General features: G+C 55.7%; 15 protein-coding genes and 1 pseudogene. 5 read left to right on the top strand and 11 right to left on the bottom strand.

Annotation, left to right across the window (positions count from 1 at the left end):
- Positions 1-188: 188 nt before the first annotated feature.
- The 7 genes and pseudogenes from R1T41_RS02455 to R1T41_RS02425 form a co-directional block, all read right to left on the bottom strand.
- Complete coding sequence (locus R1T41_RS02455) at positions 189-593, bottom strand: VOC family protein (protein WP_317339720.1); 405 nt, start codon at positions 591-593, stop codon at positions 189-191.
- A gap of 10 nt (positions 594-603) precedes the next feature.
- Positions 604-1,437: a RadC family protein gene (radC, locus tag R1T41_RS02450; protein WP_317339718.1), complete on the bottom strand. Its 834-nt coding sequence runs from the start codon at positions 1,435-1,437 to the stop codon at positions 604-606.
- 25 nt (positions 1,438-1,462) lie between these two features.
- Complete coding sequence (map, locus tag R1T41_RS02445; protein ID WP_062953366.1) at positions 1,463-2,269, bottom strand: type I methionyl aminopeptidase; 807 nt, start codon at positions 2,267-2,269, stop codon at positions 1,463-1,465.
- Between the two features lie 97 nt (positions 2,270-2,366).
- Positions 2,367-3,096, bottom strand: a pseudogene (gene sfsA / locus R1T41_RS02440) (DNA/RNA nuclease SfsA).
- 50 nt (positions 3,097-3,146) lie between these two features.
- Positions 3,147-4,064, bottom strand: a complete 918-nt coding sequence (locus tag R1T41_RS02435) for a methyltransferase domain-containing protein (protein ID WP_317339716.1) — start codon at positions 4,062-4,064, stop codon at positions 3,147-3,149.
- A gap of 84 nt (positions 4,065-4,148) precedes the next feature.
- On the bottom strand, positions 4,149-6,269 hold the full coding sequence (locus R1T41_RS02430; RefSeq protein WP_317339714.1) for a pyridoxamine 5'-phosphate oxidase family protein: 2,121 nt from the start codon (positions 6,267-6,269) through the stop codon (positions 4,149-4,151).
- A 104-nt stretch (positions 6,270-6,373) separates the two neighbouring features.
- A complete protein-coding gene (locus tag R1T41_RS02425; protein ID WP_247794427.1) occupies positions 6,374-6,991 on the bottom strand; it encodes a glutathione S-transferase family protein in 618 nt (205 codons plus the stop codon).
- 141 nt (positions 6,992-7,132) lie between these two features.
- On the opposite strand from R1T41_RS02425, the gene R1T41_RS02420 reads away from it, so the two are divergent.
- From R1T41_RS02420 to grxC, 3 genes are all read left to right on the top strand, one after another.
- Positions 7,133-8,029 carry a LysR family transcriptional regulator gene (locus tag R1T41_RS02420; RefSeq protein WP_317339712.1) on the top strand — a complete coding sequence of 299 codons (897 nt, stop codon included), beginning with the start codon at positions 7,133-7,135 and terminating at the stop codon, positions 8,027-8,029.
- A 78-nt stretch (positions 8,030-8,107) separates the two neighbouring features.
- Positions 8,108-8,890, top strand: a complete 783-nt coding sequence (locus tag R1T41_RS02415; RefSeq protein ID WP_317339711.1) for a ComF family protein — start codon at positions 8,108-8,110, stop codon at positions 8,888-8,890.
- Positions 8,891-9,015: 125 nt separating this feature from the next.
- A complete protein-coding gene (grxC, locus tag R1T41_RS02410; protein WP_062958358.1) occupies positions 9,016-9,273 on the top strand; it encodes a glutaredoxin 3 in 258 nt (85 codons plus the stop codon).
- 44 nt (positions 9,274-9,317) lie between these two features.
- Here the strand turns inward: grxC and R1T41_RS02405 are convergent, their stop codons facing one another.
- On the bottom strand, positions 9,318-10,202 hold the full coding sequence (locus R1T41_RS02405) for a LysR substrate-binding domain-containing protein (RefSeq protein ID WP_317339709.1): 885 nt from the start codon (positions 10,200-10,202) through the stop codon (positions 9,318-9,320).
- Positions 10,203-10,324: 122 nt separating this feature from the next.
- Between R1T41_RS02405 and R1T41_RS02400 the strand changes: the two genes are divergently transcribed.
- Positions 10,325-11,377, top strand: a complete 1,053-nt coding sequence (locus R1T41_RS02400; RefSeq protein WP_317339707.1) for a nitronate monooxygenase — start codon at positions 10,325-10,327, stop codon at positions 11,375-11,377.
- A 100-nt stretch (positions 11,378-11,477) separates the two neighbouring features.
- Here R1T41_RS02400 and R1T41_RS02395 read toward each other — a convergent pair whose 3' ends face one another.
- Together R1T41_RS02395 and R1T41_RS02390 are read right to left on the bottom strand one after the other, a co-directional pair.
- Positions 11,478-12,032, bottom strand: a complete 555-nt coding sequence (locus R1T41_RS02395) for a nuclear transport factor 2 family protein (RefSeq protein ID WP_317339705.1) — start codon at positions 12,030-12,032, stop codon at positions 11,478-11,480.
- Complete coding sequence (locus R1T41_RS02390; RefSeq protein ID WP_317339703.1) at positions 12,029-12,736, bottom strand: Atu4866 domain-containing protein; 708 nt, start codon at positions 12,734-12,736, stop codon at positions 12,029-12,031. The genes R1T41_RS02395 and R1T41_RS02390 overlap by 4 nt, the downstream gene beginning before the upstream one ends.
- A gap of 263 nt (positions 12,737-12,999) precedes the next feature.
- Between R1T41_RS02390 and R1T41_RS02385 the strand changes: the two genes are divergently transcribed.
- Complete coding sequence (locus R1T41_RS02385) at positions 13,000-13,902, top strand: LysR family transcriptional regulator (RefSeq protein WP_317339701.1); 903 nt, start codon at positions 13,000-13,002, stop codon at positions 13,900-13,902.
- Between the two features lie 40 nt (positions 13,903-13,942).
- Here the strand turns inward: R1T41_RS02385 and R1T41_RS02380 are convergent, their stop codons facing one another.
- The gene (locus R1T41_RS02380) at positions 13,943-15,280 is read right to left on the bottom strand and encodes an NAD(P)H-dependent oxidoreductase (RefSeq protein WP_114111810.1); all 1,338 of its coding nucleotides are present in this window, start codon (positions 15,278-15,280) and stop codon (positions 13,943-13,945) included.
- Positions 15,281-15,290: the final 10 nt, after the last annotated feature.

Genomic DNA, 15,290 nt, shown 5'->3' with positions numbered 1-15,290 from the left:
TTTGTTATCTGCCAGAATGAACCCCGGGAGGATCATGATGTGGTTTATCCGCTTCTGTGTGGGGATGACGCTTGTGGCCATGCTGATCATTGGCATTTGTAGCGGATTTCTGGCGGTTTCTGCCGGCCTACGGTGTTTTTATCGCTACGCTGCCCTTTGATTATGGTCATCAGGGGGACTTGTCTTGCTTAGCTTTCTGCTGATTGGATTTTGAGTTCCAGCAAATCCCACTTGTTGCCATAAAGGTCGGCAAAGACAGCAACGGTGCCATATGGCTCGTATCGTGGTTCTTCAAGAAACATGACACCGGCCTTTTTCATCCGGGCATGATCGCGGGCGAAGTTATCTGTATTCAGGAAAAAGCCAACCCGCCCGCCGGTCTGATTGCCGATGGCAGCGGTTTGTGTTTCGCCCGATGCCTGTGCGAGTAAAAGGCGGCTTTCACAAGCGCCCTTAGGGCTGACAATGACCCAGCGTTTGCCGTTGCCCATGTCGGTATCTTCGATCAGATCGAAACCGACCTTGTTGACATAGAAATCAATGGCGTCGTCGTAAGCCGCCACGACAAGGGCGACCAGTCCGATATGGGGCATGGCTGTGATCCTAGATCAGACCAAGGGTCTTAAACGAATTATACCCGGCCTGACTGATGATGATGTGATCGTGGATGATGATTTCCATCGCCTTTGCAGCTTCGACAATCTTGCGGGTCATGTCGATATCGCCGCGCGATGGCGTGGCGTCGCCGCTGGGATGGTTATGGACCAGAATGATCGCACTGGCATGCAGTTCCAGCGCGCGCTTGATCACTTCGCGTGGATAAACCGGGGTGTGGTCGACCGTGCCAGTCTGATGACATTCATCAGCAATCAACCGGTTCTTGCGATCCAGAAACAGCAGGTGCAGTTCTTCGGTCTTGCGGTGGCCCAGCCGCACCCGGCAATAATCAATCAGCTGTTCCCAACTGGCGAGTACCGGCAATTCCATGGCGCGTTCGCGTGCCAGATACTGCGCGCTGGCTTCGGCGACCTTGATCGCGGCAATTCCGGCATCACCAAGCCCCTTGGCCTTTTGCAAATCCTCGGGCCGGGCGGCAAGAACATTGGCAAAGCTGCCAAACTGCGTAATCAGCGATTTTGCCAGTGGTTTGACATCACCGCGCGGCATCGCCATGCATAGCAGAAGTTCCAGCAATTCATAATCGGCAAGCGCATTTGCCCCACCTTTAAGGAACCGTTCGCGCAGGCGTTGGCGATGGCCGTGATAGTGAGGTTTGGGGGGCTTTGCGTCGGTTGGGGATGCCGGTAACTGGCCGCTTTGTCCGACCGGGACGGCATCGCGCGTCTGATCGAAAAAGACCTGTGCGCCGTCATCAATCTGAGCATCAATCGGCGCGTCAGGACGGGAAGCAGCTTTGCGATCTTCTGTTTCGCTCAAATCCGCTTCCCCCTCGTTCGCGGCCTTATTCGGCGGCTGCACTGATATCGTATGGTGGTTTTTCAAGCCCGGCGGGCGAACGGGTAAAGATTTCAAACCCGTCATCGGTCACGCCAAGCGAATGTTCAAACTGTGCGGACAGTTTGCGGTCCCGCGTTACAGCGGTCCAGCCATCAGGCAGGATTTTGCAGGTATAGGTACCCTGATTGATCATCGGCTCTATGGTGAAAATCATGCCGGGTTCCAGAACCAGTCCTTCGCCTGGGCGGCCATAATGCAGGACATTTGGCGCATCGTGGAAAACCTGACCCAGCCCGTGACCGCAGAAATCGCGCACAACCGAAAAACGTTCGCTTTCGGCATAGCTCTGGATCGCATAACCGATATCGCCAAGGGTCGCCCCCGGCTTGACGGCATTGATGCCGCGCCACAATGCTTCATAGGTCACATCGACAAGGCGCTGCGCCATTACCTTGGGCGTGCCTGCGATATACATGCGCGATGTATCGCCATACCAGCCATCAAGAATGACGGTGACATCGATATTCATGATGTCGCCATTCATCAGTTTCTTGTCGCCGGGGATCCCGTGACAGACAACATGATTGATTGAGGTGCAAATCGATTTCGGAAAACCGCGATATCCAAGGCAGGCCGAAACCGCATTATGGTCGCGAATATATTCATCGCACAATTGGTCAAGCCTGCCGGTCGTTTCGCCCGGGACAACGAAAGGTGTAATGTAATCGAGCACTTCCGCAGCCAGCCGTCCGGCGGCGCGCATCCCCTCGAATGCTTCGGGTCCGTGCAGTTTTACTTTTCCGTTCGCCACCCGAAATCTCCTTGGTTCGGCAGTAAATTCAATGGTCGCTGTATCGCAACATAGTTCAATGACATAATCGGACAGGGCGAAATTGGCAAGGATGCCGTCACGTTGTGCTGATGTCGCGGATTGGAAGTGCGGTGTTTACGGTGACCGACGGTGTCTTGACATCAATCACGCAGTCATAGGCAATCGCTTCGACCTTAGCACTGGTGGCAGCCGCAAAGCGCGCGGCATAGTGCGGATCGATATCCGATGCCAGGGCAAACTGATTACAATCATCACGCTGGATCAGATAGAACATCACGGCACGATGCCCGTCTGCGACCATGTTCGCCATTTCGTCCAGATGCTTTGCCCCACGCGCAGTCACCGCATCGGGAAATTCGGCCAGCCCCGGCACGGCATCATCGCGTTTCAGGTGGACGTTCTTGACCTCGACATAGCAAAGCCCTTTGACCGGATCGGATAGCAGAATATCGATACGGGAGTTTTTGCCATATTTGACTTCGCGTTTCAGCGTCTCATATCCGGCCAGTTCGGGCACCTTGCCCGCCAGTATCGCTTCTTCGACAATTGTATTGGGATGGGCAGTATTGATGCCAACCATCGCACCGCCAACCCGGCACAGTTCCCAGCTGTATTTCAGTTTGCGTTTCGGATTGTCTGATTGCGATAGCCAGACATCAATCCCTGCTTCCTTCAATCCGATCATCCCACCCGGATTGGCGCAGTGGGCGGTGATCATGTCGCCATTTTCAAGCTCGATATCGGCCAGAAACCGTTTGTAACGTTTGATCAGCTTGCCCTGAAATCAGGGGAGAAGGAAGGAGCATGTCAAATTCCGGTAACTGTTTGTTTTTGATAGGTTAATCAAAATTTGTGACTAATTTCTTTTGGCTGGATCGGGCTTGTCTGACACGTCACCCAGAAAATCGACAAGGCTGACCTGACCGGTACCACGACGCAGCGGTTTAGGCTGGCTTTCGTCCGGGGCCCATGCGGTAAGGTAGATCACCTGAAATTTGACATGAACGCGGCCATCCGGGCGACCATGACGTTCGTGATAGATTGCTGCGGCACGGGCCAATGTGCTGCGTTTGGTGAATTTCTTGGACCGGATGGCGACAAGGTTGCTTTCGCCCATCCCCGAAAGATCGCGCATCAGTTTCAGCGCATCAGGGTAATCAATGGTGATATCGTCGCTATCAACCACCGGCAGGGCAAAGCCGCTGCGCTGTAACAGCGACCCGGCATCGCGAACATCGACAAAGGGTGAAACGCGAGGCGACACACCGCCTTCTTCTTCGGCTTCGGCAGTCATCAGTGCCTCGCGCAGGTCGCGCAGCGTATCGCCTCCCAGAAGGCATGCCAGAAACAGGCCATCGGGTTTAAGTGCGCGCCGTGCCTGAAGCAGCATACCGGGCAGGTCATTGACCCAGTGCAGCGACAGGTTCGAAAGGATCAGATCGAGCGATCCATCGCCAAACGGCAGGAATTCTTCGTCGGCAACGAATGTTGTGCGCTCATTGCGCATTTTGGCTGACTGCGCATAACCATATGAAATGTCGCATTGATGCAGGGTTTCGATCCCGCCGCGCGCACCGATAATCTGGCCGAGCTCGCCGTTGTGGCAACCAAGATCAACCGCCAGCGGGAATTTGCGTGTGGTATCGTCAAGCCGGTCGGCAAGGCGTTCGGCTGTTTCGGTAAACAGGAAATTGAATTCGCTGGCACGTTTTGCCGCGCGGTCGCGGCGCAGTTTCAGGATGTGGCGATCAAAAACGGTGATCGGATCGGCCATGGGGCGGGAAGCTCCGTCAAAAGTCGTTTTAAAAGTTACGACCTAGATAGAACGTCGCGCCCGCCCTTGCAATCCAAGACCGGATCAAAGCGCCAGAACAAGTGGCTCATTGCTGTCATCTTCCGCCGCTGCAGCAGGCACGGCACAGCAGATCAAAGCCTCGTCCGGGGCGGTCTTGGCCGATGGCCGGGTTTTATAGGTCACGTTTCCTTGCAGGATTTTGGTCCGGCAGGTGCCGCAATTCCCACCCCGGCAGCTTGCCTCTGGTGCCAATCCGGCATCTTCGGCCAGTTCCAGCAGGGTTTTGCCATCACCCGGCTTCCAGATTGTGCTTTGGCCCGAGCTTGAAAAATCGACCTTAGTTTCCGTGCTGCTTGCCGGTGCCAGTTCCGGCAAATCGGGTTGGCTGTCGTGGCTTCGTTGCAGCGATGCGGGGCCAAATGCCTCGGCATGGATGCGGGTATCGGTAATGTTAAGGCCGCGCAAACCATCATATATCGCCTGCATGAAAGGTGGCGGACCGCACAGATAGAAATCGAAATCGTCAAACGGCAGCAGGGAGCGCAGCAAATTCACGTCGATATGCCCGGATGCCTCGTAATCCCTGCGTGGTTCGGCATCAGTCGGATCGGCAAGGACGCGGACAAGGCGAATGCTGCCTTGGGCTGCTTTGACCAGTTCGACCAGCTCGTCATCAAACGCCCGGTCTTCAAGGGTGCGCGCGGCGTAAAACAGCCATGTCGGCCGGAAGCCGCGGGTGCGGAGCCCCTCATAAACGATATGGCGCAACATCGAGATCATTGGCGTAATACCGATCCCGCCCGCAATCAGAACTGCCGGGCGTTTGACATGGGCGTCGATTGAAAAATCGCCTGCAGGCGCGCGGGCCTCGATCACGTCGCCCTCGGCGAGATGGTCATGCAAATGGCTTGAAACCAAGCCTTCGCGCTTCACACTGATGCGATAGCGATTGTCGGGCGGGCCGCTTGAAAGCGTATAGGTGCGGATCAGCGGTTTGTCATGACCGGGCACCGTGACCCGGATCGGCAGGTGCTGTCCGGCTTTGTGCGGCAGGGTCCCAGTCCCGTCGAGCGGTTCGAGATGGAAGGATTTGATTATTCTGTTTTCCTTCACAATCCGCGTTATTTTTAAATTTTTCCAAATAATCGCGTTCTGCATTGCTGCAACCTTGCGCTCCGCCGTTTCCCAGTCGCCGGTCAGAAGGCTGTTGGGGGATGCACCGTCGGTCTGATCGCGCCAGCGGATCGGAAGGGCGGCTTTACGCAGCACGACCTTGCGCGGGAAAACGCGCCACAAACGTTCCGCACCCTGAAAAGCAGCAATTTCCGGCCCGTCAACGATGACGTCGGCATCGCCCGTGATTTGCAGGACATCGCCATTGGCGAAATCGGTAAAAACAAGGCCTGCCTTGGGATTGGCGAGGATATTTCCCAGCGTATTGAAGAACAGGTTTCCGGCAAAATCGGGAATGGTCAGGCTGCCATCGTCACTGATGCGGACAAATCCGTGTTTGCCACCACGATGTGAAACATCAACTTCGCGCTTTTCACCAGGACGATCGACATAGGTTGCGACAAAGAAGGTGTCGGCCGCGGCAATCATCGCGCGCGCCTTATCATTCAACGTGCTTTCCAAATCCGCCCGCGAACCGGTTTGAGGCGAAAGTGGATCGCGGGTGAACTCGAAATCACGCAACTGAATATATTGCGGGCAGTTGCCATAGCTGTGCCCGACCCGGATTGCGAAACCGCTATCAGATGAACGCGCGATCGTGCCATTCAGACGGTTGCGGCGTCTTGTGTGCAGTTCAATCCCGATCATGCCAATTGCCTTGCCATCATCCATACCGGCATCGGCCGGATCAGCCGGATCACGCGGGATATTGACCGCAAGCTGATAGGGATCGGGCGAATGCAGAAAACCGGGATGGTTGGCGCGAAGGGTTGCCCAGACGTCGCCATTGTCATCGACCGCGCCAAACACGGCAAAGGGCAGTTGCGGGTAAAACTGGCGATGCTGTTCGATCAGGTGGTCGCGCAGAACACGTTTGCCAACCTCGGCCATGCGGGCATCGACCCCGACCAGCTTCTGCATGTGAATTTCACCTTCGTGCCACGGGCTGTTGGTGTCCGTGCCAGAAGGGGTAAATTGCAGGGGGGCAGACGACATCAAGGGCGTGCTCATGGCAGTTTCCTTTACGACACAAAGAAGGGGACGGGCCGGCCCGGCGAGAGGGATCACCGATTTGGTAAAGGGGGGCAAGTAGGGTGAAAGACCGGCCCGGACCATCAGGCCGACTTGCGCAGGCCGGCAGAAGTCTGTTCGAACGGCACGAAACCGGGCAGGGCTTCGACCCGTTTGAGCCAGGCGCGCACATTGCCATAGGGGGCAAGGTCAACATTGCCCTCAGGCGCATTGGCGATATAGCTGTAAAGCGCGACATCGGCGATGGTCGGGCGGTCCAGTTCGAGCCAGTCTTTGCCGGAAAGCGCGGCCTCAATATGGGATAGAATGGCATGCGCGCGTGCAATGACCTCGTCTGCATTGAACGGGGCATTAAAAACCGTGACCAGACGGGCAGCACAGACGCCATAGGCAATCTGGCCTGCCGCGATCGAAAGCCATTTCTGGACCTTCGCGGCACTTTCTGCATCTTCGGGCAACCAGTCGGTCGTACCGTATTTCTTGGCGACATAGGTCATGATGGCGATGGAGTCGGCAATCACCACGTCGCCGTCTTCAAGTACGGGAACCTGACCCAGCGGGTTCAGTTTCAGGAATTCCGAAGATTTATGGGCGCGGTTGGGTAGATCGACAACCACGACGTCGTGGTCAATGCCCAGAAGGCTTAGAAACAGGTGGGCACGATGGGCATGGCCCGAGAGGGGGAAATAATGCAGCTTCATTGTTCCAAGTCCTTCTTCAAATACAAGGTTGATGCGATGCCAATGACCATAACTGTTTCCTTAAATTTATAGAATATGGTTTTCCGGGAATTCATTATTCCGTAAAATGGAATGATGTGTTGACAGTGCAGGAAAAGCACCATGGATCGATTTCAGGCGATGAGAATTTTTGTGCGCGTTGTCGAGGCGCAAAGCTTTGCCGCGGCGGCGCGAGAGTTGGGATCAAGCCCGCCCGCAGTCACACGTGCAGTCGCGTTCCTGGAGGAAATCACCGGTGCCCGGCTTTTGACACGGACAACACGGTCCGTCACCCTGACCGAGCCGGGGGCAAATTATTATGATGACTGCAAGCGATTGCTTGCTGATTTGGAAGAAGCGGAGGCTGCTGCAGGCGGTGCCTATGCCCGGCCCAGCGGGACATTGACCATCACGGCCCCGGTTCTGTTCGGGCAGATGTATATATTTCCGGTGATGACCGAATTTCTCGATTTGTATCCTGAAGTACGCGGTCGGGTGCTGTTGTTTGACCGCATTGTCAATATTGTCGAGGAAGGCATCGATCTTGCCATTCGCATCGGGCATATGGCCGATACATCAATGAGTGCGATCAAGGTCGGGACGGTACGGCGTATCGTCTGCGGATCACCCGATTATTTTGCACGGCGTGGCAGGCCGCAGGGACCCGCGGATATCGGGACACACAGGGTTGTTGCATCAACTGGATCATCGGCGCCGCTGGATTGGCAGTTTGGTGTCGATCAGAACATCCGTCTTTCGGTCAATGCAAGACTGCAAACCAATTCGATTGAAGCGGCCCGCAAGGCGGCGATTGACGGATGGGGATTGGTTCGGATGCTGTCCTATCAGGCGGTACCCTTTATCGAGAATGGTTCGCTTGAGGTGGTTTTGTCTGATTATGAACCCGAACCGCTGCCGATTCATATCGTCCATCCCGAAGGCCGTCATGCTCCGGCAAAGGTCCGGGCCTTTATCGATCTAGCGGTGGATCGCCTGCGTTCGGATAAGCGGATCAATTAGCGCATCGTTTCAACCATCACGCGTGATAGGATCGGGCGCGGTATTATCGGGGATGTGATGTAAGGCAGGGATCAGGGTTTGGGGATTTTACCAGCACGGGTTGGTCGCATTGTCGGCAATGTGATGCAGATCGGTTTGCGTACCGTTTTGCCGCCGCGTTGTGGCGGATGCGGTATGGTTACCGATACGGTGCATGCGGTTTGTGCCGATTGCTGGGCCGGGCTTCGGTTTATTTCCGATCCGCTTTGTGCGTGTTGCGGGTATCCGTTCGAAATTGCCGGTGATGATGGTGGCAACGACGAGGCGGGTGATGGCACCCTGTGCGGTGAATGTTTACGAAAAAGCCCGGCGTTTGATGCTGCGCGGGCGGCACTGGTTTACGATGGTGGCAGCCGCGATTACCTGCTGCGGTTCAAGCATGGGGATCGCACCGATCTGACGCCGCTTTTAAGTCGGTGGCTGTTGCTGGCGGGGCGGGATTTCTGGGGTGATGCGGATCTGATAATTCCCGTGCCACTACATCGGACCCGGCTTTTGATGCGTCGATATAACCAGTCCGGGTTGCTGGCAGCATCCCTGTCGCGGCAAACAGGGATTGCGTGGCATGGCACGGTACTCCGGCGGTTGAGAAAAACACGTAGTCTGGGCGGCTTGGGGGCATCGTCGCGCAAGCGTGAAGTTGGCGGTGCCTTTGGGGTGGATGACAGGATTGCTGCACGGATCGGGCTGGCCGGTGCGCGTGTGGTTTTGATTGATGATGTGCTGACAACCGGGGCGACGGCCAATGCCTGTGCGCGGATTCTAAAGCGTGCCGGAGCCATGCAAGTGCGCCTGATCACGGTTGCACGGGTGGTGCGATGACGCCCTGCGAAATATCTGCTATAGAACGGTCATCCAACAAGATTTACCGGTCGTAGCCCGGTGCCGGGGTGCAAAAACATGCGCTGTCGCACGGGTCGCGTCCTGATGAAAAGGAACATGATTAGATGGCAAAAGTCGAAGTTTACGCCACCGAATGGTGCCCCTATTGCAAGCGTGCCCGCAAGCTTCTGGAAGAAAAGGGTGCCAAATACGAACTGATTGATGTGATGATGGAACCGCGTCGCAAAAAGGAAATGATGGATCGTGCGAGTGGCCGTCATACCGTGCCGCAGATTTTCATCAATGACGAACATATCGGCGGCTGCGACGAACTTATGGCGCTGAACGCCAAGGGCGGTCTGGACAGCAAGCTGTCGGCATAAGTTCGGGATTTCCAAAACGGGTGGCAACGATTGTTGCCACCCGTTTATTTTTTGATATCGGATGCCGTTTCAAGCGTTTTGCGGAATTCCGAAAATGCCGGGGTATCAAAACCCGGACGGCAGGCCAGAACGGTATCAACCTTCATCAGGGGATGTTCCCTGACCGGGCCAAGATGACGCATAAGATCAACGACACTGCGTGGCATGATGCTGATGCATGATCCGGCAGCGGTGCAGGCAAACATCGCGTGATAAGATCCGACTTCCTGAACCGCGAAATGTTCCCTGATGGATCCGAACCCGGTAAGCCATTCTTCGGCCAACGCTCGATAGGTACAACCCGGTGCGAAGGCCGCCAGTGACTTTGGCTGGATGTCGCTGGCGCTAAGAATATCGGGATGTTCGGGTGGGAGAAGCAATACAAGTTCTTCGCGAAACAGGGCGCGGGTATCAAGTGTTCCGGGTTCCAGCCACCATTCCCCCGACGGTATCGCAATCAGTGCGCAATCAATGCGGCGGGCCAGAAGGCCATCGACAAGCTGTCGGGTTGGGGCTGTTGATAGTTCAATCGTGACGTCGGGGAATGCCTTGTTATAGGCAGCGAGCGGAACGGGAAGGCGGCTGGCGACGGTGCTTTCCATCGAACCGACACGCAGGGTTCCGGCTGGGGCCGAGGGATTGACCACCTGGCGTGCTTCGTCGGCAAGGTTCAGGATGCGGTCGGCATATTCCAGAAAGGTTTCGCCTTCCTGTGTCAGGATCATGCGTTTTTTATCGCGTTGAAACAGGGCGACACCGATTTCCGTTTCAAGCTGCTGAACGCGGGTGGTTACATTGGATGGCACCCGGCCAAGCAGTTCGGCGGCGCGCGTAATGCCCTGTTCTTTGGCAACGGTACGAAAAACCGCCAGCGACGCAAGATCCATCATAATTCTCCGATGCGGAATTTACTTGAATTTATATTCTTTATTTAAGAAAATATGTCAATCTTAATTCTGAAATTGTGAAGAATGTTTGCCTCTACACGGGCAGGGCATTCGGGAGGACTGAAATGCTGGACAAGCTTGGTATGACATTGCCGATTGTGGAGGCCCCGATGGCCGGGGTTTCCACCCCGGCACTTGCGGCGGCGGTTTCGAATGCCGGTGGTCTGGGATCGATTGGTGTCGGCGCAAGTGACGCGACGGCGGCGCGCAAGATGATCGAAGAACTTCGCGCCCGGACGGATCGCGCCTTTAACGTCAATGTTTTTGTCCATGAAACACCAAAGCCGGACCCGGTTTGTGAGGCTGCATGGCTTCATGCCTTAAGGCCGCATTTTGCCGAATTCGGTGCAACGCCACCGTCAGGTTTACGCACCATCTATAAAAGTTTTATCGATGATCAGGATATGCTGGCGCTTTTGATCGAGATGAAACCGGCTGTGGTCAGTTTACATTTCGGATTGCCGTCGGCAGATGTGATTGCGGTGCTAAAGCAGGCCGGAATTATACTGTTTGCAACTGCGACCAGTCTGGACGAAGCCCGTAAGATCGAGGTTGCTGGTATTGATGTGATCGTTGCCCAAGGCATAGAGGCCGGTGGTCATCGCGGTATTTTTGACCCGGATGCGCATGATGATTGTTTGAGCACTGTCGCACTGACCCGTTTGCTGGTGCGTGAATGCAAGCTGCCGGTTATTGCCGCGGGCGGCATTATGGATGGGGCGGGAATTGCCGCCGCCCTTGATCTTGGTGCTGTGAGCGCCCAATTGGGTACGGCCTTTATCGCGTGTCCGGAGTCCTCTGCCGATGAGGGATATCGCCGTGCGCTGATGGGGGCGGGGGCATATCATACGCAACTGACATCGTTGATTTCCGGCCGTCCGGCACGCGCGATTGCAAACCGCTTTACGGCGCTGAAAGATACGCTGGATGCGGCAGTTCCATCCTATCCGATTGCCTATGACGCGGGAAAAGCATTGAACGCTGCTGCCAAAGCCAAAGATGAGGACGGCTTTGGCGCGCAATGGGCCGGGCAAGGCGCGCCACTGGCGCGTGCAGTGCCCGCAGCGGAGCTCGTTACGACCCTAATGCGAGAATTTGAGGCGGCCCGTCGGAGCTGAAACGAGCCGTTTTGTCTTAAACCGTGTCTGAGTGATGGTGAAAAGCATGCAGGTCAACGCATGCTTTTCACATTTGGAAACCTGGGCTACTTGGCTGGCTTTATTCGGTTTTCACCGGATTGTTGTCGACGACCTCGCGATAGGCTGCGAGATCCAGAAAAGCTTCGGCTTCGATAACCAGACCTTCCTGCATTTTGAATATCCAGACGAACTGGTTTTCATAAGACGTTCCGGTGGTGGTGGTGGCGCTACCGTCGAAGCGAATAATCACCATATCGTTGTCGGCCCAGATCGCATGAACAACAGGTTTGATCGGTGTTACAAGTCTACTGACAAGTGGCGTTGCAGCCTGTTCCACAAAATCCTGACGATTGGTGTAAGTGCCAGCAACAGGGTCAGAGCCATGGATCGTCCAGACAACATCATCGGCAAGAATTTGCCCGAACACGCTTTCGCCTGCCCCCCATGCGTCGAAGGCACGGCGAACGATATCCCGGTTGTTTTCCTGCTGTTCAAGCGCGGCCGCGTTTGGTGTTGTGGTTTGCGATGCCGATGCCGGACTGGTTAAAAGTATCGGTAAAACGATAGTGAAAAGGCTAGTACCAAACCGGATCGGGGACGGTATGTATCGGGTCAAAACGGATGTACGTTTCATTGGTTGTTCTCCTGTCGGTGCATGATCATGCCGCCGTGATGTAGAATGCCATCGATAAATTCGCCGTCGGCTGTGAAGCCGGAATCATCCCAGTATTCGATCCGGTTGCCTTCGATCTCGTAACGGCCGGTATAGGCGTTTTCGCGATTGCCACGTGCTTCTGCGTACCGCCCGTCGGGCCTGAGTTCCTGTCGGACATGATTGTCTGCGGTAACCCACATGCCGATATAGGGTGAAGGTTGTATTTCGCTCATGCCAGATTGTTCCTCTGTCTGTTGGAAATAGGGGGCAATTTCAGCTTCGGTGACGATCCGGGCCGAGTTGTGCTCATGACGAATGACCCAGCGATTGCCATCGCATTGCCAACCGAGTTGGGAACGATCCCGGATCGCGGTAACCGCGCCATCCTGTGCTTCGAGCCGGGCAACAAATTCAAGTGTCGTTGAGGCAACGCTATTGCCAATGATGGCGTCCGGGCCATCCGATATTGCGTGGTGGGCGGAGCGCATATTGTTAAACGGCCCCTCCCACATGGCGCCGTAGTCAATTGCACGCCTGGCGGTCTTGCCGTCCGGTGCAAGGTCGTCATAAAAAACACCGGGACCTTCGAGGTCGTAATAGCGGGCGAGTTTTTTGGCAAAGACAAAAGCCGGATCACCCGGGGCACGTTCCCAGCCATCCAAAATCCACGTTTCATGAAGCATTACAGGGCCGTTTTGCCCGTCTGCCGGGCAGGATTGTGTCGTTTCAGATTGACCGAAGGCCGTGGTGCTGATGGCAGAACATAAAAGCGAAAAAACGAGTATGCGGGGGTTCATAGTGAGCTCCTGCTTTTTTCGATTGGTGCTGCGGGTGGTGTGCGATCAAGTGCCACCACGTCCTTTGCTCGCTAACGGTACTCACTATATTTGTTCAGAATAACCCGCCAATGACTCGACATACTGGTTAGTATGATTTACCAATCAGTATGGACCTTAATCTTTTGACGATGTTTGCCGCGGTTGCGGATACCGGAAATTTTCGTGCGGCAGCCGACAGGCTGGGCGTAACACGTTCTGCTGTCAGTCAGGGGATCCGGCGGCTTGAAGAAACCATCGGGCAACCGCTGTTTCAGCGAACGACGCGCAGCGTGCGACTTACCGAAGAAGGTGAACGGTTTCTGGAAACGGTCCATTCACCGCTTCTGGAAATTGGAGCGGCGCTGGAAACCGCACGGAGTGCATCGGGAATGCCGCACGGGCTTTTGCGGGTTGCGGTCACATCTATTGCCGAGCGGTTTCTGTCAGGGCCTCTTGTTGCCGAATTTGCCATTGCTTATCCGGGAATTACACTTGATGTGACAGTCACCGACGAGGAGTTCGATATTGTTGCCGCAGGGTTCGATGCGGGCGTGCGCCTTGGCGAGGTGATTGAGCAGGATATGGTCGCGGTACCGCTTACGGGCGAGCAGCGACAGGTCGCAGTGGCAACGCCACGCTATTTTGAGCGGCACGGAATTCCGCAGCATCCGCGCGACTTGGCAGGGCATCGCTGTATCGGTTGGCGCCCTTCACCTGAAACCGCCCCGTATCGATGGGAATTCGAACGTGACGGGCAGGAGTTCGATGTGGCGGTCGAGCCGCAGGTTACGACAAACGACATGCTCTTGATGATCCGCACTGCCCTTGCGGATGGCGGTATCACATTCGGGATCGAGGAAACTTTTGCGCCCTATATCCGGCGTGGCGAGCTTGTAACTGTTCTTGATGATTGGCTGGCGCCCTTTGCGGGGTTTTATCTTTACTTTCCCGGGCGCAGGTCGGTTACGCCAAAGCTTCGCGCATTGATCGAGCATGTTCGCAAGTTCCGGACGCGGGTACCGCCACTTTAAACATAATGGTGCACCCGTTGCCGAAAACAGGCATCGCAGATTAGCCAAAGGTATCTTCCATTTCCTTGCGGAAGCGGATGGCGGGATCAGTGAGGTCGAAATCGACGTCGTCCCATGTAACGACCTGATCGGTGGCAATTTTGTGTTTGAGTGTCAGGTGGTGGGCAAGGCCGATGGGAAGGGCATTGTTGGCCTTTGACATGCGGGCTGGCATCAGTTTTCCATAGACCGTGTAACCGCCTTCCCCATCGAGCTTTTCACCGACGCGAAGGTCGCGTTTGGCAAAGGCAACCGCGTCGCCTGACCATGCGCGTGGCGAACCGGTTGCCTCGTGCCGTAAAGCGGCCGACGCAACCGAAATGCCCAGTTCCAGACCGATCAGGTGATAGGGTTTATACATCGCGGAATATTGCCCGGTAGGGTCGGTCAGAAGGCCATATTCCGAGAAGCAGCGTTTGACATAGTCACTGGGGGCTTCAAACGTGACATAAACACCCCAGCGCAGATCACGAAAGACCGGGCGTGTATCGCGTTCAAGGCTTGAAACCACTTCGACCGTACCCTTGCGGTCAAGCAAACCACCTGTTTCCCGTGGCGAGAGCAAGCGGGGCAGATCATCGACACCGCAGGCCGGGAAGCGAAGGCCGATATCCTGTGGCACCAGATCACAGGCATTGGCAACAGCGGCCATTTCGATGGCGGATTTGGTGCCATCAAGGAAGCTGTTGAAAATCTGGGGGTTCATGCCGCCTGCCTTTGCTTGTTCAGGTGTCAGGCCATAATGGGTCCAGACATCATCGGGCGTGACATGGTGATAGGCGGGCAGATATTTGGTGCCCTTGCCCGCGCAGATGACATCAAGGCCGACCGCACGTGCCCAATCGACCATTTCCGAAATCAGGGCGGGCTGATCGCCATAGGCCATGGAATAGACGAGGCCTGCCTGCTCGGCCTTGCGAGCCAGAAGGGGCCCTGCAAGAACATCGGCCTCAACATTGACCATGACAAGGTGGCGGCCATGTTCGATGGCCTTCAGGCCATAACGGATACCGGCCGACGGGCTGCCGGTGGCATCAATGATGACTTCAAGGCCGTTGGCTTCGATCAGGGCGTCGGCATTCTCGGTGATCCAGGTCGTACCGTTTTTAAGCGCATTGTCCGGATCGGTTGCCTGATAGCGCTCCTTCGGCCAGCCGACACGATCAAGGGCTTCTTTGGCGCGCGTGGTGCTAAGATCTGCCACCCCCAGAACGTGATAGCCCGGATGGTGTCCGGCCTGGCTTAAAAACATCGAGCCGAACTTGCCGGCACCGATAATACCGACGCGAACGGGGTTTCCGTCCGCGGCACGTTTTCGCAGTTTTGCATCAAGGTTCATTTGAAATACT

This window comes from Thalassospira lucentensis (assembly GCF_032921865.1).
Lineage (GTDB): Bacteria > Pseudomonadota > Alphaproteobacteria > Rhodospirillales > Thalassospiraceae > Thalassospira > Thalassospira lucentensis_A.
This window is presented reverse-complemented; position numbering and strand designations above follow the sequence as displayed.

Bases quoted from the DNA above. Each gene is read 5' to 3' on its own strand.
- R1T41_RS02400 (WP_317339707.1), top strand. From the start codon at position 10,325: ATGCTGGACAAGCTTGGTATGACATTGCCGATTGTGGAGGCCCCGATG.
- R1T41_RS02395 (WP_317339705.1), bottom strand. From the start codon at position 12,032: ATGAAACGTACATCCGTTTTGACCCGATACATACCGTCCCCGATCCGG.
- R1T41_RS02420 (WP_317339712.1), top strand. From the start codon at position 7,133: ATGGATCGATTTCAGGCGATGAGAATTTTTGTGCGCGTTGTCGAGGCG.
- grxC (WP_062958358.1), top strand. From the start codon at position 9,016: ATGGCAAAAGTCGAAGTTTACGCCACCGAATGGTGCCCCTATTGCAAG.
- R1T41_RS02385 (WP_317339701.1), top strand. From the start codon at position 13,000: ATGGACCTTAATCTTTTGACGATGTTTGCCGCGGTTGCGGATACCGGA.
- R1T41_RS02405 (WP_317339709.1), bottom strand. From the start codon at position 10,202: ATGATGGATCTTGCGTCGCTGGCGGTTTTTCGTACCGTTGCCAAAGAA.
- R1T41_RS02390 (WP_317339703.1), bottom strand. From the start codon at position 12,736: ATGCTTCATGAAACGTGGATTTTGGATGGCTGGGAACGTGCCCCGGGT.
- R1T41_RS02380 (WP_114111810.1), bottom strand. From the start codon at position 15,280: ATGAACCTTGATGCAAAACTGCGAAAACGTGCCGCGGACGGAAACCCC.
- R1T41_RS02455 (WP_317339720.1), bottom strand. From the start codon at position 593: ATGCCCCATATCGGACTGGTCGCCCTTGTCGTGGCGGCTTACGACGAC.
- R1T41_RS02430 (WP_317339714.1), bottom strand. From the start codon at position 6,269: ATGAGCACGCCCTTGATGTCGTCTGCCCCCCTGCAATTTACCCCTTCT.
- R1T41_RS02435 (WP_317339716.1), bottom strand. From the start codon at position 4,064: ATGGCCGATCCGATCACCGTTTTTGATCGCCACATCCTGAAACTGCGC.
- R1T41_RS02425 (WP_247794427.1), bottom strand. From the start codon at position 6,991: ATGAAGCTGCATTATTTCCCCCTCTCGGGCCATGCCCATCGTGCCCAC.